This window comes from Serratia sp. X3 (genome assembly GCF_014982455.1).
GTDB lineage: Bacteria > Pseudomonadota > Gammaproteobacteria > Enterobacterales > Enterobacteriaceae > Serratia > Serratia ureilytica.
Genome location: NZ_JADCNB010000001.1, coordinates 1,960,664 through 1,984,974, shown reverse-complemented (window position 1 = coordinate 1,984,974; position 24,311 = coordinate 1,960,664). Strand labels below are relative to the sequence as shown.

At 56.1% G+C, this 24,311-nt stretch carries 26 protein-coding genes and 1 tRNA gene; 12 read left to right on the top strand and 15 right to left on the bottom strand.

The window, feature by feature from the left end:
* Positions 1-2,136 carry a YccS family putative transporter gene (gene yccS / locus IMX17_RS09655; RefSeq protein WP_182264787.1) on the bottom strand — a complete coding sequence of 712 codons (2,136 nt, stop codon included), beginning with the start codon at positions 2,134-2,136 and terminating at the stop codon, positions 1-3.
* Between the two features lie 26 nt (positions 2,137-2,162).
* Complete coding sequence (locus tag IMX17_RS09650; protein ID WP_025302313.1) at positions 2,163-2,615, bottom strand: YccF domain-containing protein; 453 nt, start codon at positions 2,613-2,615, stop codon at positions 2,163-2,165.
* 165 nt (positions 2,616-2,780) lie between these two features.
* Here IMX17_RS09650 and helD point away from each other — a divergent pair, with 165 nt between their 5' ends.
* Positions 2,781-4,835: a DNA helicase IV gene (helD, locus tag IMX17_RS09645; RefSeq protein WP_193549688.1), complete on the top strand. Its 2,055-nt coding sequence runs from the start codon at positions 2,781-2,783 to the stop codon at positions 4,833-4,835.
* A gap of 33 nt (positions 4,836-4,868) precedes the next feature.
* On the opposite strand, the gene IMX17_RS09640 is transcribed toward helD, so the two are convergent.
* Together IMX17_RS09640 and IMX17_RS09635 are read right to left on the bottom strand one after the other, a co-directional pair.
* Complete coding sequence (locus IMX17_RS09640; protein ID WP_042784134.1) at positions 4,869-5,327, bottom strand: methylglyoxal synthase; 459 nt, start codon at positions 5,325-5,327, stop codon at positions 4,869-4,871.
* Positions 5,328-5,448: 121 nt separating this feature from the next.
* A complete protein-coding gene (locus IMX17_RS09635) occupies positions 5,449-6,114 on the bottom strand; it encodes a DUF2057 family protein (RefSeq protein ID WP_094141859.1) in 666 nt (221 codons plus the stop codon).
* A 256-nt stretch (positions 6,115-6,370) separates the two neighbouring features.
* On the opposite strand from IMX17_RS09635, the gene IMX17_RS09630 reads away from it, so the two are divergent.
* Positions 6,371-6,784 carry a CoA-binding protein gene (locus tag IMX17_RS09630; protein ID WP_033642598.1) on the top strand — a complete coding sequence of 138 codons (414 nt, stop codon included), beginning with the start codon at positions 6,371-6,373 and terminating at the stop codon, positions 6,782-6,784.
* A 66-nt stretch (positions 6,785-6,850) separates the two neighbouring features.
* Here the strand turns inward: IMX17_RS09630 and hspQ are convergent, their stop codons facing one another.
* Positions 6,851-7,168 (bottom strand): heat shock protein HspQ, encoded by a 318-nt coding sequence (gene hspQ / locus IMX17_RS09625; RefSeq protein ID WP_004928104.1) that lies wholly within the window; start codon positions 7,166-7,168, stop codon positions 6,851-6,853.
* 60 nt (positions 7,169-7,228) lie between these two features.
* Positions 7,229-8,419 (bottom strand): 23S rRNA (cytosine(1962)-C(5))-methyltransferase RlmI, encoded by a 1,191-nt coding sequence (rlmI, locus tag IMX17_RS09620; protein WP_042784137.1) that lies wholly within the window; start codon positions 8,417-8,419, stop codon positions 7,229-7,231.
* Positions 8,420-8,511: 92 nt separating this feature from the next.
* Between rlmI and yccX the strand changes: the two genes are divergently transcribed.
* Positions 8,512-8,790 carry an acylphosphatase gene (gene yccX, locus IMX17_RS09615; protein WP_033650696.1) on the top strand — a complete coding sequence of 93 codons (279 nt, stop codon included), beginning with the start codon at positions 8,512-8,514 and terminating at the stop codon, positions 8,788-8,790.
* A 34-nt stretch (positions 8,791-8,824) separates the two neighbouring features.
* Here the strand turns inward: yccX and tusE are convergent, their stop codons facing one another.
* Together tusE and yccA are read right to left on the bottom strand one after the other, a co-directional pair.
* Positions 8,825-9,154 (bottom strand): sulfurtransferase TusE, encoded by a 330-nt coding sequence (gene tusE / locus IMX17_RS09610; RefSeq protein ID WP_033642601.1) that lies wholly within the window; start codon positions 9,152-9,154, stop codon positions 8,825-8,827.
* Positions 9,155-9,264: 110 nt separating this feature from the next.
* Positions 9,265-9,924 carry an FtsH protease modulator YccA gene (gene yccA, locus IMX17_RS09605; protein ID WP_033642602.1) on the bottom strand — a complete coding sequence of 220 codons (660 nt, stop codon included), beginning with the start codon at positions 9,922-9,924 and terminating at the stop codon, positions 9,265-9,267.
* Positions 9,925-10,153: 229 nt separating this feature from the next.
* Here yccA and IMX17_RS09600 point away from each other — a divergent pair.
* The 8 genes from IMX17_RS09600 (at position 10,154) to IMX17_RS25450 (ending at position 17,705) form a co-directional block, all read left to right on the top strand.
* Positions 10,154-10,241: transfer RNA gene (locus tag IMX17_RS09600), tRNA-Ser, on the top strand.
* Positions 10,242-10,468: 227 nt separating this feature from the next.
* Positions 10,469-10,681 (top strand): hypothetical protein, encoded by a 213-nt coding sequence (locus IMX17_RS09595; protein ID WP_004928089.1) that lies wholly within the window; start codon positions 10,469-10,471, stop codon positions 10,679-10,681.
* An 819-nt stretch (positions 10,682-11,500) separates the two neighbouring features.
* Positions 11,501-12,097 (top strand): fimbrial protein, encoded by a 597-nt coding sequence (locus tag IMX17_RS09590; protein WP_369795919.1) that lies wholly within the window; start codon positions 11,501-11,503, stop codon positions 12,095-12,097.
* Positions 12,098-12,151: 54 nt separating this feature from the next.
* Positions 12,152-12,847 carry a molecular chaperone gene (locus IMX17_RS09585; RefSeq protein ID WP_046899348.1) on the top strand — a complete coding sequence of 232 codons (696 nt, stop codon included), beginning with the start codon at positions 12,152-12,154 and terminating at the stop codon, positions 12,845-12,847.
* Positions 12,848-12,861: 14 nt separating this feature from the next.
* Complete coding sequence (locus IMX17_RS09580; RefSeq protein ID WP_046899206.1) at positions 12,862-15,357, top strand: fimbria/pilus outer membrane usher protein; 2,496 nt, start codon at positions 12,862-12,864, stop codon at positions 15,355-15,357.
* Positions 15,358-15,372: 15 nt separating this feature from the next.
* Positions 15,373-16,437 carry a fimbrial protein gene (locus IMX17_RS09575; protein ID WP_046899207.1) on the top strand — a complete coding sequence of 355 codons (1,065 nt, stop codon included), beginning with the start codon at positions 15,373-15,375 and terminating at the stop codon, positions 16,435-16,437.
* Between the two features lie 136 nt (positions 16,438-16,573).
* Positions 16,574-17,098 carry a hypothetical protein gene (locus IMX17_RS09570; RefSeq protein ID WP_049866670.1) on the top strand — a complete coding sequence of 175 codons (525 nt, stop codon included), beginning with the start codon at positions 16,574-16,576 and terminating at the stop codon, positions 17,096-17,098.
* A 91-nt stretch (positions 17,099-17,189) separates the two neighbouring features.
* Complete coding sequence (locus IMX17_RS25450; protein WP_080280843.1) at positions 17,190-17,705, top strand: LuxR family transcriptional regulator; 516 nt, start codon at positions 17,190-17,192, stop codon at positions 17,703-17,705.
* 74 nt (positions 17,706-17,779) lie between these two features.
* Here IMX17_RS25450 and IMX17_RS09560 read toward each other — a convergent pair whose 3' ends face one another.
* From IMX17_RS09560 to IMX17_RS09540, 5 genes are all read right to left on the bottom strand, one after another.
* A complete protein-coding gene (locus IMX17_RS09560; RefSeq protein WP_033650698.1) occupies positions 17,780-18,580 on the bottom strand; it encodes a DNA/RNA non-specific endonuclease in 801 nt (266 codons plus the stop codon).
* Positions 18,581-18,733: 153 nt separating this feature from the next.
* Positions 18,734-20,194, bottom strand: a complete 1,461-nt coding sequence (locus tag IMX17_RS09555) for a TrkH family potassium uptake protein (RefSeq protein WP_046899208.1) — start codon at positions 20,192-20,194, stop codon at positions 18,734-18,736.
* Positions 20,195-20,321: 127 nt separating this feature from the next.
* Positions 20,322-20,636 carry a hypothetical protein gene (locus tag IMX17_RS09550; protein ID WP_016928271.1) on the bottom strand — a complete coding sequence of 105 codons (315 nt, stop codon included), beginning with the start codon at positions 20,634-20,636 and terminating at the stop codon, positions 20,322-20,324.
* Positions 20,637-20,872: 236 nt separating this feature from the next.
* Positions 20,873-21,472 carry an NAD(P)H:quinone oxidoreductase gene (wrbA, locus tag IMX17_RS09545; protein WP_046899209.1) on the bottom strand — a complete coding sequence of 200 codons (600 nt, stop codon included), beginning with the start codon at positions 21,470-21,472 and terminating at the stop codon, positions 20,873-20,875.
* Between the two features lie 78 nt (positions 21,473-21,550).
* On the bottom strand, positions 21,551-22,168 hold the full coding sequence (locus tag IMX17_RS09540; RefSeq protein WP_193549687.1) for a LysE family translocator: 618 nt from the start codon (positions 22,166-22,168) through the stop codon (positions 21,551-21,553).
* A 68-nt stretch (positions 22,169-22,236) separates the two neighbouring features.
* Here IMX17_RS09540 and IMX17_RS09535 point away from each other — a divergent pair, with 68 nt between their 5' ends.
* Positions 22,237-23,160 (top strand): LysR family transcriptional regulator, encoded by a 924-nt coding sequence (locus IMX17_RS09535; RefSeq protein WP_193549686.1) that lies wholly within the window; start codon positions 22,237-22,239, stop codon positions 23,158-23,160.
* Here IMX17_RS09535 and IMX17_RS09530 read toward each other — a convergent pair.
* Together IMX17_RS09530 and IMX17_RS09525 are read right to left on the bottom strand one after the other, a co-directional pair.
* The gene (locus tag IMX17_RS09530) at positions 23,144-23,611 is read right to left on the bottom strand and encodes a helix-turn-helix domain-containing protein (RefSeq protein ID WP_193549685.1); all 468 of its coding nucleotides are present in this window, start codon (positions 23,609-23,611) and stop codon (positions 23,144-23,146) included. The two genes, IMX17_RS09535 and IMX17_RS09530, sit on opposite strands and share 17 nt — an antisense overlap.
* A gap of 117 nt (positions 23,612-23,728) precedes the next feature.
* Positions 23,729-24,304 carry a helix-turn-helix domain-containing protein gene (locus IMX17_RS09525; RefSeq protein ID WP_193549684.1) on the bottom strand — a complete coding sequence of 192 codons (576 nt, stop codon included), beginning with the start codon at positions 24,302-24,304 and terminating at the stop codon, positions 23,729-23,731.
* Positions 24,305-24,311 lie beyond the last annotated feature (7 nt).

Sequence of the window (24,311 nt, the reverse complement as noted above, 5' to 3'; positions counted from 1 at the left end):
TTAGGCTGCCTTATTGATTTGGGCATGCAGCGCGGTGAGCTCCGGCAGCAGTTCGAGCACCAATCCCACCTGCTGCAAGACCAATTGTTCTTTGCTTTCAGGTTCCGGAACGGCTTTGCTGATGCGCTCCGCCAGCTGTTCCAACGCCTGCGCAATGCGCTGGCTGTTCCGTTCTTCCTGATGCAGGGCGCCGTCCACGTAACACACGGCGTCATTGAGCAGATCGAGCGTGGCCGGGGTGTTAAGCCGCTCGCGGTGCGCCCCCAATGCGGAGATATAGCTCAGGAGCGTGTGGTTCAGACAGAGCAAGCGGAAGGCGGCTTCCTGCAGCGCTTTGTCGGCCTTGGGATCGGCTGACATGTTGGAGATGACCGAAGCCAGTTCCGCATCGCTGTTATGGGCATCTCGTCGTGCAATGCGGTAAGCGAGGCCGTTATCCTTACCTTGATGATATTGCACCAAAATGGCGTCCAGATAGCGGCAGTTGGCATTCAGCGTTTTATCCACCACCGCCGGCAGTTGGCGGAACTTCCAGTCTGGCCAGATGAAGCTGACGGCCGCCCAGGCGATGGCGCAGCCCAGCAAAGTATCGTAAACGCGCGGAGCGGCCACTTCGAATCCTTCACCCAACAGGTTGAAGCACAGCAACACCAGCAGCGTGATGAACATCGTCGCGTGGGCATACTGTACGGTGCGGAAAGCGAAGAACAGGACGCCGGTGATGACGATCAACACCAGTTGCCCTTCTACGGAAGGCACGAAATAGAGGATTGGCAAGCCGATCAGGATACCTGCCAGAGTGCCGATGATGCGCAGTGCCAGGCGCCGGCGGGTGGCGTTGTAGTTCGGTTGGCAGACGAACAGGCTGGTCAGCAGGATCCAGTAACCGTGCTGCATACCGGTGAACTGGATAAAGGCGTAACCGACGCACAGCACCGCCGACATGCGGATCGCATGGCGGAACAGGGCCGACTGCGGCGTTAAATGGCGGCTGATGCGCAGCCGGATGTCGCTCCAACCGGTTAAGCGATCGTCGGCCAGGCTGTTCTCTTCCGTTTGTCCGCTCGCCAGCGTTTGCTCGGACTCGATATTGGCCAACTGCGCATCTATCGCATGCAGGTTTTTCAGCAGATGCGCCAGCGCCTTGGTCTGTTCGCTATTACCCTGGGTTTCGGCGATGCGCGCCAACGCCTCCTGAATGCGGCTGAAAGCCGGCTCAAAACGCGGGTTGTGCTGGTACTTTTGCCGCAGCAGGATAGATTGCGCCAGCTGGCGGCAGGCGCGCGCCTGCATACTCAGCAAACGCTGGAAGCGGAACAAAATGTCGCTGTGACGGAATTGCCGGCTGAGCGCAGGGTATTGAACGTGAGAAGAACTGGCGCGTTCGTGGATATCCTGCGCGACAAAATAGTAGTGCAAGGTGCGACGGGTGCCGCGCTGGCCGCGATCGCCTTTCAGGCGTGTCAATAACGAGGCTTTGGTCTGGTTGAGTAACGCGACCAACGCGCTGTTGGCCATTGCGACGTCCATCCATGGCAGGTCGGCGTCGCGTTCGGCGTCGGGATCGAACAGGTTGGCTTTGGCGTCCAGATAATTGGCCAGTTGATCGTAACAGCGCGCCAGGTTTTCTTGCAGCGGTCGGATCGGGAACAGCAGGTGGCCCGCCAGCGTCAGCAGGTTGTACCACAATGCACCGATCACCAGCAGCAGCGGTTGCTGATACCAGGCATCGTACATGGAAGTGCCGAGCATGGTGTAAACCGCGATCAGCAGTGCACCGAAGGCGATGGTGGCGTAACGTTGCCCCAAGGCGCCCAGCAGGATAAAACCGCAGGTCGAGGTGGTTAAGCCAAGCGCGAACAACCAAGGGTAGGGAAACAGCAGCTCAATCGAGGCGGAAGCAATAAAGAAGCATACTAACGTGATCAGCAGATTGCGTAATCTGCCGGCCAGGCGGTCGTCCAAATCAGTCAGGGCGGCTGCCACCACGCCCAGCGTTAACGGGATAGTCAGCTTGGGAATGCCGAGCCACCAGGGAACGGCGGTGGTGCCGATCAGCGCAATGAGGATGCGCAAGTGATACAGCAGGTTGCTGTTGTAAGTATAGCGACGAACTGCGGGTGCAAAAGAGAGCACGAAAAACTCCTCAAACGGAGAAAAAATTAACGCTGTTGATAGTGGCGGCGAGCATTCTCAATACGGGCTTGCTGAGCCATTTCTACCGAGACGACGCGGCGTCCCACCGGCCACAGCGCGATGGCGGCTATTTTGAAATTGGCGATGCCGACCGGAATGCCGATGATTGAAACGCATTGCACGATACCGGCGGCGATGTGTGACAGACACAGCCACCAGCCGAACAGCACCAGCCAGATAATGTTGAGCAGCGAGCCGCCGGCGGAGAGCAGCGCATTGCTTTTTTCCGGATACAGTTCATCGACGTGTATCGCTTCGTTGCCGAACGGCACCAGCGACAGCTTGGTGATTTCCCAACAGGAGCGGGTAAGCGGCAGTGTGATGACAAGCAGCACGCTGAACACGGTAGCAATAAGCCAGCCTAGCGTGGTGAAGAAACCGCCCAACACAAAATTAAGAATATTCAGTACAGTACGCATAGACGTCATTCTGCTCTAATGATAGCCAAACCGCGATGCGGGCGTATTCACGATAAAAACGCAAAATCTATTCTACCCTTTTTTTAGCGCTAGAGTGCCACTGCTTATCGCAGGTAAACTGGCAGATATCCTTATTTAATCTCAACATAGTCATGGCGCGACGATATGGAACTTAAAGCGACATCGCTGGGGAAACACCTGGCTCAGCACCCTTATAACCGCGTGCGGTTGCTGCACGCCGGCGTTGAGGTGAGCGGGGAAAAACATGAATACCTGATCCCCTTCAATCAACTGATTCAGGTCAGGTGCAAGCGTGGCATCGTCTGGGGCGAGCTGGAATTTGAATTACCGGACGAAAAAGTGGTGCGGCTGCACGGCACCGAATGGCAGGAAACGCAGCGTTTTTATCACTTTCTGCAGCAGGCGTGGCAGCAGTGGAGCGCCGAAATGAGCGACGTCAGCGCCGGCGTGTTGCAACAGCAGGTGGCGCAGATTAAGCGCATTGAGCAACAAGATAAATGGTTCAAAAAGTCTGAGCTGGGCAAGTTGCAGCAGCAAATTCGCGAGGCTTTCTCCGCGCTGCCGATGCCGGTGGCGCGCCTGGAGGAATTCGATAACTGCCGGGCTGATTACCATCTGTGTTTGCAATGGTTGCAGCAGGGGGAGCGCAGCATCGAGCAACGCAACCGGCAGTGGACCGAGCGCATGCTGGAGCAACACCATGATTTCTTCCAGACCGTCGAGAGTTCGCCGCTCAACGACGCCCAGAGCCGGGCGGTGGTCAATGGCGAGGATTCCGTGCTGGTGTTAGCCGGCGCCGGCAGTGGCAAAACGTCGGTGCTGGTGGCGCGCGCCGGCTGGCTGCTGCGCCGTCAGGAGGCTGAGCCGGGTCAAATCTTGCTGTTGGCATTCGGCCGTCAGGCCGCCGGCGAGATGAACGACCGCATCAAAGAACGTTTGGGTGATGTCGGTATTCAGGCCAAGACTTTCCATGCCTTGGCGCTGCAAATCATTCAACAAGGCAGCCGCAAAGCGCCGGCCATCAGCCGGTTGGAAACCGATGCCAAAGCGCGCAAAGAGCTGCTGATTACCCATTGGCGCCAACAGTGCGCGGAGAAGAAAGCGCAGGCCAAGGGGTGGCGTCAATGGTTGACCGAAGAGCTGGAATGGGAAGTGCCGGAAGGCGACTTCTGGCAGGATAAGCGCCTGGCGGATCGCCTGGCAAGCCGGTTGGAACGCTGGTTAGGGCTGATGCGCATGCACGGTGGCAGCCAGGCGGAAATGATCGAGCAGGCGGATGAAGAAATCCGCGATCTGTTTTCAAAACGCATCAGGCTGATGGCGCCGCTGCTGAAAGCCTGGAAAAGCGCCTTGAAAGAGGAAGGGGCGGTGGACTTCTCCGGCCTTATCCATCAGGCGGTCAACATTCTCGACAAGGGGCGCTTCGTCAGCCCGTGGAAACATATTCTGGTCGACGAGTTTCAGGATATCTCACCGCAGCGTGCGCTATTGCTGGCGGCATTGCGCCGACAGAACAAGCAGACCCGCCTGTTTGCTGTAGGGGATGACTGGCAGGCGATTTATCGCTTCAGCGGCGCAGAACTGACGTTAACCACGGCCTTCGCCACGAACTTCGGCGAAGGCGCACAGTGCGCGCTGGATACCACCTATCGTTTCAATGAACGCATCGGCGAGGTGGCCAACCGGTTCGTGCAGCAGAACCCGCATCAGCTGAAAAAACCGCTCAATAGCCTGAGCAAGGGCAATAAAAAGTCGGTGACGATCCTGCCGCACGAGCAATTGGAGCCGCTACTGGACAAGCTGAGCGGCTACGCCAAGCCGGATGAGCGCATCCTGGTGCTGGCGCGTTACCACCACCTGAAACCGGAAGCGCTGGCGAAAGCGGCCACCCGCTGGCCAAAGCTGGATCTGGAGTTTATGACCATCCACGCCAGCAAGGGGCAGCAGGCGGAATACGTCATCATCGCCGGTTTGCATGAGGGGCGCGACGGCTTCCCCGCCGTGGCGCGCGAGTCGGTCTTGGAAGAGGTGTTGCTACCGCAGCCGGAGGACTTTCCGGATGCTGAAGAGCGCCGTCTGCTGTATGTCGCGTTGACTCGCGCCAAACATCAGGTATGGCTGTTGCAGGATCGTGAACGTCCTTCGGTGTTCGTCGACCACCTGCGTGAGCTTGGCGTTCCGGTGCAGAAAAAACCGTAAGCAGCAGGCCTGGCGGCAGCCAGGCCGAAAGGACTATTTCAGGCGGTCTTGCAGGTAACGCTGATAGTCGGGGATGGCTATCTCCACCTCGCTTTTGAACAGCGGAGAGTCAATCAGGAAATCAGCGGTCGAACGGTTGGTCGCCACCGGAATATTCCAGACGGTCGCCAGCCGCAGCAGCGCCTTCACGTCCGGATCGTGCGGAACCGCGTTCAGCGGATCCCAGAAGAAGATCAGCATGTCTATCTTGCCTTCCGCAATCAGTGCGCCGACTTGCTGATCGCCACCCATTGGGCCGCTCAGCATGCTGGTGACGGGAATGCCGCTGGCACGCTGGATCAGGTTACCGGTGGTTCCGGTGGCGTACAACTGGTGCTGCGCCAGAATGGTCTTGTGGCTTTCAACCCATTCCAGCAGGGCCTGTTTGCGGTGATCATGCGCCACCAGCGCAATGTGCTTGCGCTCGGCGATAGTGCGGGTGGTCAATTCCATCTCAGTGTCCTTCGCTAATCGGTGATGTGCGACAGATTACTGAAACTGTTTTTCACTGCCTAGCGTTTGCACCTGAAAATGCGAAGAAAAGGCGCCTTTGCGGCTAAGGCGCCGGGAGGGATCAGCGAGCCGGTTGTTTGTTGGCCCAGTGCAGGAAGCGCTTCTGGGTTTCCTTGTCCGCCTGTTGGAACCAGTATTGCAGCATCTGTTCCGACACGTTTTCACCTTTCAGTGTCACCGTCGGGGCATTCACCGGTGCGCCGGCCGGCAGGGAGGCTGTTGTGTTGCCTGCGTTCGGCTGGACGAAAAGCGGGACGGAAGCCGGGCGGTTTTGGCGGTTGTAATCCGTCATCACCTTTTCCAAATCGGCATTGAAGGTAACGCTGTCGGGATGCAGCACATCATGCTGGAACGGCAGGGCATTACCCTCTTTATCCACCACCCGATAGTTCAGCGTTTTATCAAAGCGTTGCGTGTCACGATCGTTCTCGATGCGCGGCAGTTCGATCGCCACCTGACTGATCTTTTGCGTATTGAAGGTGGCAACCAGCGGCAGGGACGCATAGGCCTGCGTATGCTGGCCGGAACGTACAGTTTTAGTCACTTTAAACAGCAGCTGGTGCTGTCCGCCATCCAGTTCAAGGCTGTCGGCGCCTTTTAACAACGAACCTGTCATTTTCTTGCCGTCGACCACCAGCAGATCGATGTCCGGGGAGAGTTTCAGGGTCGTAGCCGCGGCAGGCATGCTGATGCTGAGCAACGCCGCAACCACCAGACCAAATTTCATCATTATCTCCTTATAAAGTGACGTAGCTCTAAGTGTTGAACATGGCATAGGTTGTGTCAAAATTTTTCAATCGGGTATTTTGTTTACATTTTTACATATTTATTTGTAATTAGACACGTCCGTGCGTGGCTGAACCGCGACAGCCTCAGACCATAAGATTACGCTGAAGTTTCCTGCGCGTAGCGTTTAGCCGTGCGAATGCCGATCGGTTACACTCGAAACGGAAGAGTGACGCAGTGATAAACGGGAGTTGAAGATGCAAGATCAAGAGATTGTTGAGTTATTGCAGCAGGTGAAAACCATCGCGCTGGTGGGCGCCAGCGATAACCCGTCGCGGCCCAGCTATGGGGTGATGGCTTATCTGTTGTCGCAGGGATATCAGGTGATCCCGGTGAGCCCAAAACTGGCGGGGCAGACGCTGTTGGGGCAGCCGGTTTATGCCACGCTGGCCGCCATCCCGCAGCCGGTCGATATGGTCGACGTTTTTCGCAATTCGGAGGCAGCCTACGGCGTGGCGCAAGAGGCGATAGCGATCGGCGCTAAGGCGCTGTGGTTGCAGATCGGCGTGATTAATGACCAGGCGGCAGTGCTGGCGCAACAGGCCGGGCTGCAGGTGGTGATGGATCGCTGTCCGAAAATCGAAATCCCGCGTTTGGGGCTGGAGCGCTAAATAAGCTAAATAAAAAGGGCCCGGCCGATGCCGAGCCCTTTCAGGGTTTCTCAGGTCTTGGCGCGGTCAATTGCGCAAGCGTGGTGCCTGTAACTGGTGACGGATGGATTCCGCCAGTTCATCCAGCGATGGTTGCTCGGGATGCGCTTCCTGGGGCTCGCCATCCAGCTGCGCTTCCGCCAGATAGGTATGCACCGGTTGGCCTTCCTCGTCTTCCATCACCACGTGGTACCAAGGAGCGGAACGCAGTTCATCGTTCGCCGCTATCTCGTCAGCTTTGGGTTGTTCCAAAGAGTATTCAGGGTCGATATCGATAACGACGCCCAAATACCCCAGCAGTTTATGCCTAACCTGTTGTCCGATACCGAATTTGCTGGCAATCATGATGACCTCCTGAGAAACAATGCCTTGCTCATATATGGGGGCAAGGCAGCGCATTTCAAGTTACATCACCCGACAAGCGAAGCCTTTCAGATACAGCCCCTCTGGGTACGTGGCGATCACCGGGTGATCGGCAGCCTGGCGGAACTGTTCTATAAATTGTACATCACGTCCGGCATCTACAGCGGCGTCGGCCAAAATTTTCTGGAACAGATCGGTCGGCATCAGCCCGGAGCAGGAGAAGCTGAGCAAAATGCCGCCCGGGTTCAGCAGCTGCAGCGCCAGCATGTTGATGTCTTTGTAGCCACGGCAGGCGCTGGCCAGCTGGTTTTTGTTCTCGACGAACTTCGGCGGATCCATGATGATCAGATCGAATTTCTCGCCCTGGGCGCGGTAGTTGCGCAGCAGTTGGAACACGTCATCGCGAACGAACTCTGCCTTGTTCAGATCCAACTTGTTGAGCTCGACGTTCTGTCTGGCGATATCCAGCGCCGCCTGCGAGGTATCCACACTGATCACCTGCGCGCAGCCGCCCATCAGAGCGGAAACGGCGAAGGCGCCGGTGTAGGAGAAGCAGTTCAGCACCCGGCGGCCGGCAGAGTAGTTACGCGCCGCCAGGCGGCTGTCGCGCTGATCGAGATAGAAACCGGTCTTGTGCCCTTGCTGAATGTCCACCAGCAGTTTCATGCCGTGTTCGGTGATCGGCAGCAGCTCCGGCGGCAGATCGCCCAGCACCGGGCCCTGCGCCAGCGGCAGGCCTTCTTTTTTACGTACCGCCACGTCGGAGCGATCGTAAATCGAACATTCCGGGTAGCAATGCTGCAGGGCGGAAAGCAGGGCCGGGCGCTGATATTCGGCGCCGGCGGACAGCAGCTGCAGCACCAGGAAATTCTGGAAGCGATCGATAGTGATGCCCGGCAGGCCGTCGGATTCGCCGGCGATCAGGCGGTATCCGTCCAGGCCGTCGCGCTGCGCGACCCAATCACGCCAGCTTTGCGCTTGCTGCAGGCGGCGAATGAAGAAATCGATGTTAATCTCTTCATCCTGCTGGAAAGTCCAGACGCGTGCGCGGATCTGCGACTCGGGCGAATAGGCGCCACGAGCCAGCCATTTGCCCTGGCTGTCGAGAATATCGATGGTTTCACCGGAGAGGGCTTTACCCTCAACGCGTTGAACGGCGCCGGAGAACACCCAAGGGTGGCGACGGAGTAAGGACTTTTCACGTCCTTTGGCGAGAAACAGGCGTACGGTCATAATTAATAATGCTGCCAGCTAGGATAGAAAGAGTGACACGGCGGTGCAAAGGCACGGCAATGCCATAACGAAAACTGAATAAGGGGGCGATTATGACACAAGTTTGCATTGCTGCGTATGTGTATGGCGTAGTGCAGGGGGTAGGGTTTCGCTATTCCACTCAGCGGCAGGCCGAGGCGCTGGGGGTGACGGGCTATGCGCGCAACCTTGATGACGGCAGCGTTCAGGTGGTGGCCTGCGGCACACAGGCGCAGGTGGACTCGCTGGTCGCATGGCTGAAGCAGGGCGGCCCGCGCAGCGCGCGCGTCGAACGCGTGCTGGTGGAGCCGCAGGGCGTGGCCGACTACGACGGGTTCGGCATTCGCTATTAAACGCTCGCCTGCAGCGGCGCTGCGGGCGGAGCGGTCAGATGCATTTTACCGGTTTGGGCAACCCGGCGATCTTGGTGGCCTGTTTGGCCGGCCCTTTCGGAAACAGGCGGTACAGATAGCGACTGTTGCCTTTTTCTTCGCCGTATTTCTGCGCCATCGCTTTGACCAGCATGCGAATAGCCGGTGAGGTATTGAATTCCTGATAGAAGTCGCGTACAAAGCGCACCACTTCCCAGTGTGCTTCGGTGAGCACGATCTCTTCCTGCGCCGCCAGCAGCGGCGCCAGGCCTTCATGCCAGTCGGCGCTGTTTTTCAGATAGCCCTGCGCGTCAGTGTCGATAACCCGACCTTCAAACTCCAACATACTGCCTCGATAACGGATAATTCGGAACGGCCGCCAGTTTAGCAAATTTTTTCAGCCGCAAAAAATAAAGCCCCGCCGGAGCGGGGCCTGGAAGGCGGGGTAACACGCAATCAGTTGCTGCGGGCGAAGCCCAGAATGCTCAACAGGCTGATGAACATGTTGTACAGCGATACGTACAGGCTGACGGTGGCGCGAATGTAGTTGGTCTCGCCGCCGTGAATGATGTTGCTGGTTTCCCACAGGATCGCGCCGGCGGAGAACAGAATGAACAGCGCGCTGATCGCCAGGTGCAGGGCAGGGATCTGCAGGAACAGGTTGGCGATCACCGCTACCAGCAATACCACGAAACCGGCCATCATCATGCCGGACAGGAACGACATGTCTTTACGCGTGGTCAGCACGTAGGCCGAGCAGCAGAAGAACACCGCGGCGGTGCCGCCCAGCGCCAGCATGATCAGATCGCCCGCGCCGGCGTTCAGGAACGAGCTGAGGATCGGGCCGAGGGCATACCCCATGAAACCGGTCAGCGCGAACGCCGCCAGAATGCCTGCCGGGCTGTTGGCCAGTTTATGCGTCAGGAACATCAGCCCGTAGAAGCCAACCAGCATCAGCAGCAAGCCCGGCGCAGGCAGGCCCAGCAGGGTACTGGCGGTTGCGGTCAGCGCCGAGAAAGCCAGCGTCAGGGATAACAGAAAATAGGTGTTGCGCAGGACTTTATGCGTGCTGAGCAGGGAGTCGCGCGAGGAAGACGAGACGACAATGCGGTCCATAATGATCTCTCTTATCAGGCCATCACAAAATAATCCCGATGATAGGCAGCGCAAGCGCTTGATTAAAGTTTGTTTACCAATCTTTACCCTTAGTTATCATTGTTGCAACAGCGGGAGGAGCGGCCGCGCGTTTGTTCGCCGACTTGCATCGTTCCGTCGATTTTTCGCGCGGTTGAACGCGCCTGGGCTTTACAAGCGAATAAGCTCTGTTTATAGTGCGCGTCGTTGCGGAGGGGTGGCCGAGTGGCTGAAGGCAACGGTCTTGAAAACCGTCGACGGGAAACCGTTCCAGAGTTCGAATCTCTGCTCCTCCGCCATACATTTTGACCCCGCGCTCTTAGAGCGCGGGGTTTTTTGCTTTTGCGTGCTGAGAATTTGACGGTCGCCCGCAGGAAACGTGAACGGCTATTGATAAGGGCTACGTATCGGTGAGATTATGCGGTCATCAAGGCAGGCCGCTTGGATGCCTGCTGCTGTCAGGCGTGACCGGCACGATAATTAACGCCGCCTTATCGATTTTGCTTAATACTCTTAGGAGACAGAGATGAACTGGTATCAAGTCGCCCTATGGACCATGATTTTTCTCAAGTCCGGCGCTTTCCTGGTGTTCGTATGGTGGTGGATGTTCAAACGTGCGACCAAACCCTATGAGCGTCCGAAAGACGTTGTGGTCGACGAGACGCCGTATGACGATAGCCTTACGATGGAAGAGGTGATGAAGAATCACGGCATCGTACGGACTGAAAAGCCGCTCTGATCGTCGAATGTCTGTGTTGCTATCAACCCGAGCCTGTGGTGCTCGGGTTTTTTATTCCCGCCGTTACTCGCGATGCATCCCTTTTCCCCTATCTTGTTTGACCCCTGTAGCGACTTATTTAAATGAATTATCTTTCAGTATATTTTTTAATATACTTTAAAGGTGGGTTTTATATTGATAGGGAAAGATATATTTTTCTCTAAAAATTCGTCCTTATCGACTGGGCGAAGAAAAATTCTGACTCTGTTTTTTGTGTGTCTGAATATTCATGTGCAGAGAGTATCGCATTTCCGGGCTACTCCTATAGCGGTAGGTTGGATAATTTTTAAGGCAGGGGCAAAGTAAACCTTACGTGGGAGAAGGCGGAGGAGTTAAGGAATCTAAGATTTTTCTTTGTGTGTTTTTTCTTTTTATATCAATGGCTTTTTGTTTTTTATGCCGTAAGCGCTTTTATGAGGAAATGGCGACGCTCATTTAACCCGCGCAGTAAGCAGCCAGCCGTACTCACTCTTTTAAGGCGCGCATCCTTCCGGCCATTGCTCGATTCATTTTTTTTATTGTCATGAAAATTATTTGATTCGATGTTGCAATTTTTTTGTCTTTGGAATTAATATGTCCTGCATCTGGCGGTGAATGAGATTTTTCCCATGCCGGATATCTTTTAGAATACACTTGGATATATATAAATATATACCGTCGCATATAAACTTTTAGATGGCAGGATGCTGTCAATACTCTGCTATTGCCTAAGCTTCGTTAGCCTCTAAACGGTTTAATGGTGTAGGTCATTTTATATATGCTCTCTCAGCGAAGAAAGTAATGGGGTTTATTATGATTAAGCAAGGCATCTCTTTGGCGGTATTGGCTGCCGCGTTAACATCTGTGGGCGCAACGGCGGCAGATAATTCCGCCGGTGGCGTTATTTCGTTTAGCGGTGCCGTTACGGATACCACTTGTACCATCAATGGCGGGAAAAGCGCCGATTTTACCGTTGCGCTCAGCCCGATTTCCGTGACTGATGCGGGTACCGTTGTCGGCCCCATCACCAAAAACAAGAAATCTTTCTCGCTGACGTTCTCCGGCTGCACGCCGGCGGCGGGAACGGCCGGTACGCCGCTGAAGATCTACTTCTCTTCGGCGAATAATATTTCTACCGACGGGAAATATCTGTTGAACAGCTCCGTGAATGAAAGCGACGCCGCCGTAGCGAAAAACGTCGGTTTTTCTCTGGCTGAGCCGGGTTCATCCACGCCGATTCCGTTGAACGTGCCTTATGTCACCAAGATCAAAGGCGATAAAACGGCGCCGGATGCCGAAACGCTGACGCTGGACGCCTATTACTACAAGACCAATGCGTTGGCGGCAAAAGTGGGGGAATTGAGTTCCAACGTGACTTACACCATTTCTTACCTGTAATTGCAATTAAGCCAGGCCTGCGCCCAGGGCAAAGGCCTGGCTTCTGGGGTGACTATGAAACAGTGCTTAATCTTTGCTGGATTGTTTCTCAGCAGCTTTTGCGCCGATGCCAATATTGTAATTAATGGAACGCGCGTTATTTATCCGGAAAAAAACAAGGATGTTATCGTTCAGTTAGTCAACAATGGTGACGATCCGGCACTGGTGCAGGCATGGATTGATGACGGTGATATAAACTCGACGCCTGAAACGGCAAACGTGCCGTTCTTGTTATCCCCGCCGGTTGTGAAAGTTGCCGGAAATAATGGCCAGCAATTACGCATACAAAAAATGAGCGCGACGCTTCCCGGCGACCGTGAATCGGTATTTTATTTGAATGTGCTGGATATCCCGCCTACGCCGGAGAATTTGCAGGGCGTCAATACGCTGCAATTAGCCATCAAGTCGCGCATCAAGCTATTTTATCGCCCGGCAGGGTTAACCGGCAGTGCCAATAACATCACCGACTTCATTGAACTCCAGGCGGCGGGAAAGGGATTTAAGGTTATCAACAAAGGCCCTTACTATTTTACGTTGGCCAATGTTGATCAGAAAGGCAAAAAGAATTTGTTGGTCGATTCAGTGATGGTCGGGCCATATTCCAGCCTCTTTGCCCCCACCAAAGTTGGCGTGAGCCGGAATATTCTCTACACCCTGCTCTATATCGACGACCTGGGGGCTTATAAATCTAAAGCCATTACAGCCCGCTAACGTGAAGAACGGCCATGAAGCTTAAACTAAAATTGCTTTCGATACTGACCGCATCTGTATTCATACCGTTAAATAAAGCATCGGCGATGAAATTCGACACTTCTCTATTGGCCGGCGCGTCCAGCGAATCCGATCTGTCGCGTTTTTACCTCAATAATGACATGCCGGCAGGCACGCAAACGGTCGACGTGTATGTCAACCAAAGTTGGAAAGGGCGGTTCTCGTTGCAGTTCGGTGAACATAAAGGCGATATTCGCATCGCCTATCGTGACGCCGCCCTGTTGGGCATCGATATGAGTCGTTTGTCCACCGGGGTGGACAAGGGGCCGATCCCCGTCCAAACGTTGGTGCAAGGAGGAAGGGCGGACTTCGATGTGGGGACGTTGAGCCTTAAGCTGACGGTGCCTCAGTCGCGAGTGATTCGCGCAGAGGCCGGCTATGTTGACGCCAAATTTTGGGATCGCGGCGTGCCTGCGCTGCTGCTGGCCTATAACGCCACCTATTACCACGTGCAGTCGTTGCAGGGCGATAAGGCGTCAAACGACGATTTCTATACCGGTTTGGAATCGGGGGTCAATCTGGCGGGTTGGCAATTCAGAGACAGCAGCAATTTCCGCAGCAGTTCGCGGCAAGGCAGCGATTGGCAAAATAATACTCGCTATGTGCAGCGTGGCTTCGCCGCCATCAAATCGAACCTGACGATGGGCGATTTCTATTCGCCGGGTGATCTGTTCGACTCGATTCGGGTGCGGGGCGGCGCTTTAGCCTCGGATATCAACATGCGGCCCAATTCGCAGCAGGGCTTTTCGCCGATAGTGCGGGGCGTGGCGCAGAGCAATGCCCTGGTGAAAGTATTGCAAAACGGTAACCTCATCTATCAGGAGAACGTGCCGCCGGGCGCCTTTACGCTGGACAACCTATTGCCGACCGGTTCCGCGGGGGATCTGTTGGTCGTGGTCAGGGAAGCCGACGGGCGGGAACAATCCTTTACCGTGCCGTTTTCCGCCGTTCCCAACATGTTGAAGCAGGGCGTCAGCAAATACGGCCTGGTGGCCGGTAAGGTCAATCAGGCGGATACCGACTATGCGCCCGCTTTCGTGCAGGGCACGCTGCAGTACGGCTTCAATAATCTGGTCACCGGTTACGCCGGTACGATCCTCAGCGACGATTATCGCGCCTGGCTGCTGGGCAGTGGCTGGAATCTGCCGTTCGGCGCGGTATCCATCGATGTAACTCAAGCCTCGACGCATTTGCAGGATCGCAATGAGAATGGGCAAAGTTTTCGGATCGCCTACAGCAAGTTTTTGGACGCTACCGCAACCAACTTCACGCTGGCGGCATACCGTTATTCGACCAAAGGTTATTACAGTTTCAACGATGCCATCTACACCCATCAAGGCTACCGCGAGCGTGACAAGCGCTTTCACGATTATTGGAACGATCGGGATGACGATGAGCTTGCCCCGCTGGATTTGAATACCTGGGACGCCGTTCGCTCCGCTCGTCCGCGCAATACCTTCAATTTGAACCTGAATCAGAGGCTTGCAGACGGGTGGGGCACGCTCTATTTCTCCGGCACCCAGCGCGACTATTGGTCGGATACGAATAAAAGCCGGGAATACCAGCTCGGGTATTCAAACGCCTTCGCGCGCGTCAGTTACAACATTTCCGCGAGTCGCGTGAGAAATTCCGATCGCAAAGAAGAGACGCGGTTTTATCTCTCTTTGAGCGTGCCGTTGTCGATGTTCGACAACAATGCCTATCTCAGCACCAGCTTATCCGCCACCGATTCGCACTATCAGCAAAGCTCGCTGAGCCTGAGCGGCAATGCGCTGGAATCAAACCGTCTGAGTTATGCGCTGGCCGGCAGCAATCAAAGCGGCGGCAACAGCATGGCGAGCGTGAATGCCGCCTATCGCGCCAACGCGACGACCGTCGGCGGCTCCTACAGTGAATCATCAGACTATCGACAGTTGGGCATGAGCGCCCGCGGCAGCCTGGTGGCGATCCCTTGGCATTTGCTGGCGTCCAACGAAATGGGCAACACCATGATGGTGGTGGACGCGCCCAAGGCCAAAGGGCTGATGGTGAACGGCGACGAGAGCATCGTCACTAACGACGAAGGGCTGGCTTTGGTGCCTTACGCCACGCCTTACCGACAAAACTCCGTGACATTGTCGGATACCGGCAACAGCTCCGGCGCCGAGATCGTCGGCAATATCGCCAACAGCGTGCCCTACGCCGGCGCCGTCAACTATTTGAGATTCGAAACCGACCAGCGTCGGCCCTATACGCTGCGCGCCTTTAAGCGCGGCAATAAGCCCTTGCCATTTGGTGCGGAGGTGGCGGATCAAAGCGGGCATGCCATTGGCTTCGTCGGGCAGGCCAGCGTCCTGTATCTGCGGGTGGAGCAGCAGCCAACGTCGCTGGAAGTCAGGCTGAATGACGGTGTCTGCAAGATTGAACGCCCGAAAATCTCGATGGACAGCGCAGCCAACACATGTCGATAAAAGGATAATTACACCATGCTCAGGATACTCGCACTGACCCTGTCCCTATTGTTCAGCGGTTACAGCTACGCTTCATGCTACGGCAACGGCATCCAATATGCGCCGCCTATCTACGTCGATTTGTCGGATAAGCTCAGCGATAAGACACCGGTTTGGGAAGGCAGTTTTTATACGCAATACAGCGGTTCATTCAGTTGTTCAACCTCGAGCAGCGAATTCGGCTATACGCGCATCCTGTCAACCGACAGCACAAAGGCGACCATTCTGGGATTCAACAACGGTAAATATTGGGTACGCGCGGAAATAACCAACGACATCGCCAACAAAAAACTTAGCGGTTGGGGATCGCATTCCGCTTCGGAATTGAATCAGTCGATGAATATTCGTTTCAGTCTGGTCAGCAAGACGGGCACATCGATACCCGGCGACACGATTAGCCTTAAGGACGTGATGTTCGTGACCGATCTGAGCGGGATGTCTTTGCTGGAGATCATTTTGTGGCCCGCCAAGCAGTTGGTGAAGATCTTGACCTGGCTGCTCAACGGCTTCAATTGGCCTTACGATCAGCGAGACATGTACGGACAGCCGATGACCATCAAGTATGCGCCCAAGATGACGACTTGCACTTTCGACAATGCCGGCCTGGCGGTGAAGTTGCCGACGCTGGGGATATCACAGATTACTCAGGGGGCGCAAAATGGCCTGACGCCCTTTACGCTGAATTTCAGCTGCCAGAATCGGCAAAGCGGCGGTACGGCCGATCGGGATATCAATATGTTTTTATCCAGCAATAATCTGTTGTCTTCGGATAATACGGTTTTGATTGATAAAAGCGCTGAGGCGGCAAAAGGCATTGGTATCCGGCTGGTCAAGATGGCTTCGCCGAATAATCCCATCACGCTGTCGCTTTCCAGCGTGACGCCAGGCGCGGCGACTTCATTATTTCACGTGGGAACCGGCAATGCCTTGGATGCGCAATTTTCCATCGGCATGGCGGCCTATTATTATCCTTACAACCCCACCGCAATGAGCAGCGGGGGAATTAACACATCGGCTACGCTTAACATTATATATAAATAATTCTTTTGTTATTTTTAATAATAAAAAACAGGTTGCCACATATAAGAAAAATCTTAACATGGTAATTGGTGGCGAATATTATTTGCTTGAATAATATTGGTGTTTAATCCGGATCTCTATGTTGAGGATGAATTGTATGACGGAACAAATCCAGATCGGTGTCAAAGTGGAAAAATCGCTAAAAGATGAGGTTGACGTCATTCTTCGCGGTTTGGATATTAAGCCGACGACGGCGATAAATGGGCTTTATCAATATATCTCGCAGCATGGAGAGCTCCCTTTTGTCATATCAACCAGCGTGAAAACACCGAAGGATATCGCCGGCGGGTTGTTCAAGAACCTGTTTTCCTTACAAAGCACGCTCAGCGTTTTCCTGGATAAAGTGCAAATGAAGCGGTGTGTCAGCAGGGAGGAAGTATTGATTGTGCTCGATATATTGCGCGACTTTATCGTTGGTTTTCGCCAAAGCGCGCAATATCTCGGCGCTTCGCCTTTCGGTCGGCGCGTAGTTTGGAAGGATGCCGTATGCGCCGTCGAGAGTATTCATGAAATTCTAGATAATAACGTGAAATACAGTGAAGATGGTATTATGAATTTGGATGAAAAATATCTTTCATCGCTGTCCGCATTACTGATCTCATTATGTTCTTCACTTAAATAAGTCGAACCAATAAAGTTAATTGACATGACTGCCATGGGGGCGTTGTTAAAAACGCGCCCATGACAAATAGCAATGGGGTGAGCCTGTGCGAGTGGCTATATTTTCTGATGATTACTATTTATTCTATGGCATATCGCAGATCTTAATGTCGTTGGAAGGCGTTGAAGTTATGGGGCTGCATTCATCTGCACGCCGTGGATTACATGCCATGTATTGTCATGCAGAAGTGGTTATCGTCTCTTTCTCGTCTATCTGTCGGGTTATGAATTTCTTATCGCATATTATCGACAGGCCTGACAATACGATCGTCTTAACCGGCGTGGAAACGCCGCGACTGGCGAATTTTAACTGTCTGAAAAAAAACATCGGTCTTACGACGTTTGTTGAGGCGATAAAAATGTTCACCGCGAGCTGCAAAGGGCAGAGCCTGTCGCCGCGCGAGCTTTCGGTGTTGGCCATGCTGCTGGCGGGAAAACCGAATACCGGCGTCGCTAAGGCGTTGGGCATTTCCGAGAAAACCGTCAGCCAGCATAAAATGAACGCCATGCGTAAATTGGAAATCGAACGTTTTCACCAATTTATTGTAGCGGCGGATGAGCGAGTGTAATCGTGATGGCGTTGGCGGAGTGAGCGCCGTTTGATGCCCGAGTAAAAATAAACCCGCCGAAGCGGGTTTTTGCGTCAGTTTTTGCAGCCCATCAACTCCGGCAGAACGCCGGGCTTGTTCTTCAGTGAAGCCTGTACGTCGTCCGGCAGACCAGCCCAGATGATCAGGCCGGTGCGTTTCTCGATCTCGTCCACCGTCACGCGGAATTGGCAAAAATCGGCGCCCTTCGGCGTGTTTTGGTCGAACAGGAAAGCGGCATAGTGGTTCACCGCCGGGCTGTTGTTGATGAAAATCACCTTCCAGTAGGCGCTGGGGATGGTGTGCGCTTTCTGGGTGCCCGGCAGTTTGCCCATATCGCGTTCATACAGCGGCCCGGTCACGGTATAGACCGAAGAGATGTCCGCGCGATCGATAAGCTTGCGCTCCTGATCTTCCAGCCGCGCCCAGGCGCCCTGGTTCAGGTCGGACTTTTGCGGCGTGATGTTGGACAGGTAGTTCAGCGATTCCCAGTCGGAAACGCCGGCCAACGAGGCCAGCGGCGCCTGATGACCGCGATCGACCTTCAGCGCCGCGTTGGCGCCGGTGTAATCGGCAGGGGCCAGGGTATCTGCCGGATTGAGCGCCGGGTCGGTTTTCCAGTTGCGCGTCTTGCCGCTGGCCGGCGTGTCTTTGGTGATGTGATAGGCCACCCAGTTGGCGAATTTGGTGGTGCTGTTATTGTTCAACGTATAAGCATGACGCACGATCGAGACATTGCTGCTGCCGCCGGTCGGGCAGCCAACCGCGCAGTTGTCGATGGATTCGAGCGTCTCGGCTGATGCCTGTGCGGCGAACAGCAGGGCGGCCAGGGCCAACATCTTGTTGTTAAAGCGCATATTCATATCCTCAATAAGTTAAAAAGTACTGTATTTATTTACAGTAAATTAAACTTATCGCAGTGAAACGAATACAACAATGCAACACATTTATGTTGTGAATGTGTCAGCGATAACCGAGCGAAACGGTGGCTTCATGCCGGGCTTGTCCGCTTAAAAACGCCAAAACGCGCGTGAACAAAGGATCAGCATCGGGTAGATCTCGAGGCGCCCGAGCAGCATGGCGGCGCACATCAGCCATTTCGCCGCGTCGTTCAACGTGCCGAAGCCAGCGGCGGTTTCTCCGTATCCTAGCCCCATATTATTGATGCAGGCGGCGACGGTGGCGAAGGCGGTGACCAGATCATAGCCCATTAGATTCAGCAGCCAGATAAACAGGCAGGTGAACAGCACGTAGAGGAAGAAAAAGCTCCAAACGGAGCGCAGCATCCGATCCTGGATCGGCGCATTACCGACCTTGATGGTGTACATGGCGTTAGGATGCACCAGCTGGTTGATCTCGAGCCGGCTTTGCTTGTACATGATCAGAAAACGCAGCGCTTTAATGCCGCCGCAGGTAGAGCCGACGCAGCCGCCGAAGAAACTCGCCGCCAGCAGCAGCATGATGGTATGGGACGGAATTTGGGTGTAATCGGCGATGGCCAGACCGTTGTCAGTCATCATCGAACTGGTGAGGAAAAAACCGTGCACGAAGGCGTCCTTGACGCCGTACATGCCCGAGCGATACAGCTCAACGCACACGATCGCCACGACGATGGCCAGCACCAACAGGAAAAAGCGCAACTCGGGGTTCCGATACAGCGGTTTCAGGCTGCGGCGGCCGACGGCGACGAAATAGAGCGTGAAGTTCACCGCCGCCAGAACAGAGAAAATGCCGCCGACCATTTCCACCGCCGAGCTGTCGTAGTATCCCAGGCTTTCATTGCGGGTGGAGAATCCACCGAGCGAGACGGTAGAGATGCCGTGGCACAACGCATCGAACCACGGCATGCCCGCCAGGCGGAAGGCGACGGTGCAGGCCAGCCCCAGTCCAAGATAAATCAGCCACAGATTTTTCGAGGTGTCGGCCAGCCGCGGTGTCAGGCGTTCCTCTTTGAATGGGCCGGGCATTTCCGATTGATAAAGTTTGGCGCCGCCGATGCCCAGCAGCGGCAACACGGCCACCGCCAACACGATAACCCCCAGACCGCCGATAAAATTGAGCTGCGAGCGATAGTAGAGGAATGATTTGGGCACGTTGGAGACGTCGTTCAGCACCGAGGCGCCGGTCGTGGTGATGCCGGAGACGCCCTCAAACATCGCGTCCACCAGACGGACGTTCAGCGTGTCATCCAACCACAGCGGCAGGGCGCTGATGGCGGAAAACAACAGCCAGAACATGACGATGATCAGGAAACCGTCCTGGGTGCGCAACTGCACTTTCGACTGCCGGGTGCTGAACCAGCCCAATCCGCCGAGTGTGGCGGCGAGCACCAGGGTATAGAAAAACGAGAAGGCGCTTTTTTCTTTATACAGCAGGCCCATCAACAGAGGCGGGATCATTGAAAGGCTGTAAAGAAGGACTAAAAAGCTGCAAAGATGAATAACGACCAGGATTTGTTTGGTTTTGACCATGCTGTTGCTCGGAGTACCCGCCGACGATGCGTCAATTTATTGAAGTGTATCAAGCATAAAGCAGGCGATATAAAAATAACGTAAAAATTCATATCGCCGAATACGCATGGCGTGGAGGGGGAGAACGCTATTCCAGCAGGTCGTTGACCGTGCGGCGAACGTAGTGCGTCATCTGCGCCAGATCGTCCGGTGACACCGGCCCGCCGCCGGCGCGCACCACCTGCTGCTCAATCTGGGCGATCTCTTGCTCGACCTTGTTGGCGATCTGCACTTTGACTATCTTGTCCACCGAAGACAGCAGCACCTTCAATACCACTTTCAACGCGATGTTTTCGCAGAACGAGTCGTAGTGATGAACCGGCGGCGGCGGGGCCGGGGCCGGCTCGGGCGCGCGCGGAGCCAGAGCTTTGAAGCTGTCTACATTTTCAATAATAAGATCCATGTCTCTTATTAGTTCATCAAAATCTTTAGACACTGACTTATTCCCTTCGCTGTGCGCAAAAAACAGAACGCCCGTCCTCGGGCTGAAAGCCGATGAGCGACGGGCAGAACGAATTCGGGCCTGGCCTTCAGACGCTGAATGGCCGGGGGAAGGGCATTCTAACCTTGCGGCGGGTCGGCAACAAGATGGGGCCGTGCGAATGCGCGGCCCTTTGAATCACGGGGATGGGAGGGCGCTTAACTTTTCAGCTTGGCGGTGATTTTCGCCACGTGCTCGCCCTGATAGCGGGCGATGGTCAGCTCTTCGTTGCTCGGCTGCCGCGAGCCGTCGGCGCCGGCGATGGTGGTGGCGCCGTACGGGGTGCCGCCGCGTACCTGTGAAACGTCAAACAGCTCCTGCGTCGCATAGCCGATCGGCACGATGATGAAACCGTGGTGCGCCAGCGTGGTCCAGGTCGAACTGATGGTTTGTTCCTGGCCGCCGCCGGTGCCGGTGGAGGAGAAGACGCTGCCCACCTTGCCGTACAGCGCGCCGGAGGCCCACAGGCCGCCGGTCTGATCGAGGAAGGTGCGCATTTGTCCGGCCATGTTGCCGAAGCGGGTCGGCGTGCCGAAAATAATGCCGTCATAGTCCGCCAGCTCTTGCGGGGTGGCGACCGGCGCCTGCTGGTGTTGCTTGCCTCCGGCCTTGGCGAAGGCTTCCGGCGTCATGGTTTCCGGCACGCGTTTGACCGTCACGTCCACGTTATTGACCCGATTCGCCCCTTCGGCCACCGCCTGCGCCAGGCGTTCGATGTGGCCGTACATTGAGTAATAAAGCACCAACAGTTTCGTCATGTTTCGTACTCCCGCTCAGATGATTAACAAAAACCCCTGATAAGCATAGAAGCGAATGACGAACTTGGCGTCGCGGCGTTACCTGATGCCGGCGATCGCCAACAGGGCGCCAAAGACAATCAGCAGCCCACCAAAGGTGCGATCGATGCCGCGGCGCAAACGCAAAAAGCGCGCATTGACGCCCGGCGCGGAAAACAGCAGCGCGACGGCGGCGAACCAGAATACATGGACGGCGGCGATAAAGAGGCCATAGCCGATCTGTACGCTGAGCGCCGTGTGGGGAGAGACCACCTGCATGAACAGGCTGACGATGAAGATGGTGGTTTTCGGGTTTAACGCGTTGGTGAGAAAGCCGGTTTTCAGGGCGGCGAGATCGCTGATGGCGGCCGGCGTCGTAGTGGGCACGGCGTCGTGATGGGTTGCGTTGCGCAGCAGCGTAAAGCCGAGGTAGATCAGGTAGGCGGCGCCGATGCCTTTGAGCAGGTTAAACAACCAGGGCGACTGTTGGATCAACACGCCGACGCCAATCAGCGTATAGCTAACATGGATCAGCACGCCCGCGCCGATGCCGCAGGCGGTGAAGATGCCGGCGCGGCGGGAGAGCAGCAGGCTGTTGCGCGAGACCATGGCGAAATCCGGCCCGGGGCTGATTACAGCGAGTAAAGTAATGGTGACGACAGCGATGAGTTCAGTCATAGTTATCCTTGCGGTGTTTATCAATAGAGTGGCTGATTTATAAGAGTAATTTTTCTCGGTGACAAACGATGAATAGTGACAGTATCGGTGAGAAAAACTCACGCAAAACCGGCAGGCCGTTGCCATTGGGCGGGCTGCGCTGCTTCGAGGCCGCCGCGCGGCTGGAAAGTTTTACACAGGCGGCGCAGGGGCTGAATTTGACGCACGGCGCCGTCAGCCGGGCGGTGCGGGCGCTGGAAGAGGAACTGGGCGTGGCGTTGTTTGAGCGCCGCCATCGGCGGGTACTGCTCACGGCGGCGGGGCGCAAGCTGTTTCAGGCGACACAGCAGGCCTTCGGCATTCTGGACCATACTGCGCTGGAGCTGCGCCAGCAGGCGCTCAATGCGCCGCTGGTCTTGTCCTGTGAACCGACCTTATTGATGCGTTGGTTGATCCCGCGTTTGCCGGCTTTTCAGCGGGCGCACCCGGACATCAACTTACAGCTGGTGGCGGGCGGCGGTCCGTTTTCATTCCATGACGGCATCACGGCGGCGATCCGGCGCAATGACTTCGATTGGGGAAAGCAGACGCATAGCCTGGCGCTGTTCAATGAAAAGGTCGGGCCGGTGTGCCAACCCGAGGCGCTGACGAGGCTGACGGCCTCTGTGGACGGGCGGCGGCTTTTGCGGCCGGGCGCCAAACTGCTGCATGCCGCGACCCGGCCGGATGCCTGGCGGCACTGGGCGCATCAGCAGGGGGTGACATTGGCGGGGCATCCGGAACAGCGCTTTGACCATTTCTATTTCAGCCTGCAGGCCGCGGTAGCAGGCCTTGGCATCGCAATCGGCTCATGGCTGCAGGTGCGAGACGATCTGGCCGCCGGCTTGTTGAGCGCGCCGTTCGGTTTTACGCCCGACGGCAGCGGCTATTACCTGTTGTCGCCGCAGCCTATCGTGCCGGGCAGCGCGTTGGCCCGGCTGGCCGAGTGGCTAACGCTCACGGCAGGCGCCTGAGTTTTTGCGCCAGCCGCTGTTCCTGCCAGCGGCTGAAGACGTTGCGCAGCAGCAGGGTGCGCACCGCCCGCATGATCAGCGCGAGGCTCATGCCGCCGATCGCCCATAGCGCCCAGAGATAGTGCGGGTGGGTAAAGACGTTGACAGCGAGCAATATCGCGCCGATGAAGGCGAAACGCACCGCCATGCTCAGCAGCTTGCCCTCTGCCGCAACCTGGCGACGAAGGCGCTGCGCCTCAGGCGTCTCCTCTTGCGGTGTTTGCGGCGGCGCGTTGAGATCGCTGACCTGCACGTCCAGCGCGGCGGCGATCGCGGTCAAGGTTTCCAGGCTGGCCTGTTCGCCGTTTTCAATCCGCTGTACGGTGCGGGTGCTGAGGCCGGCGATGGCCGCCAACTGTTCCTGCGACCAGCCTTTTTCCAGGCGTAATGGTCTGATGCGGTACTTTTGCATGGTGCACTCCCGAGTTCGCTGTCACTGTCATCCAGTGTAGGAGGCGCGGGGTAGCGGCGCCACGACAGCGGCACGACAGCGACACGACATCCGCCGTCGGCGCGGGCCGGCGGGCAGTCAGAAGGCGACGTTGCGGATAAAGCACAGCAGGCGATCGCCGTGGTTGGCGTAAGCGTAGCGCTGATCGCTGTTGAAGGTTTGCGTGGCGCCGGCGCTGAGCGTCAGCGTGCCTTGTTCCAGTTCCAGCGTCAGAGTGCCGGCAATCACGTAGATGATTTCGCTCCAGCCTTCGGCGTCCGGCGCGGAGTCATAGCGCTCGCCCGGCATCAGCGTCCATTCCCACAGCTCGGCCCGTTGGCGCGCCGGCACGCTGGCGGCGAACAGCGCCTGGCTGCCCGGTTGCGCGCCTTGCCAGGCCAGTTCCCCCACCAGGTGGCTGCCGCGCGCTTCCGGCGCCTGGATCAGATCGGTGAACGAAATCGTCAGGGCGGCGGCGATCTTGTCGAGTACCGCCAGACTGACGTTGCGATCGCCGGCCTCGATGCCCGCCAGCATGCGGCGGCTGACGCCGGAAAGTTCGGCCAGCGCCATCTGGCTCAGGCCCGCCTGTTGGCGGTAGCCGCGCAGATTGCTGCTCAGGTACTGCAGCACTTTGGGGGGATCGGTTTTCGCGTTATGCGCCGTATTGCTCATCGCCGGA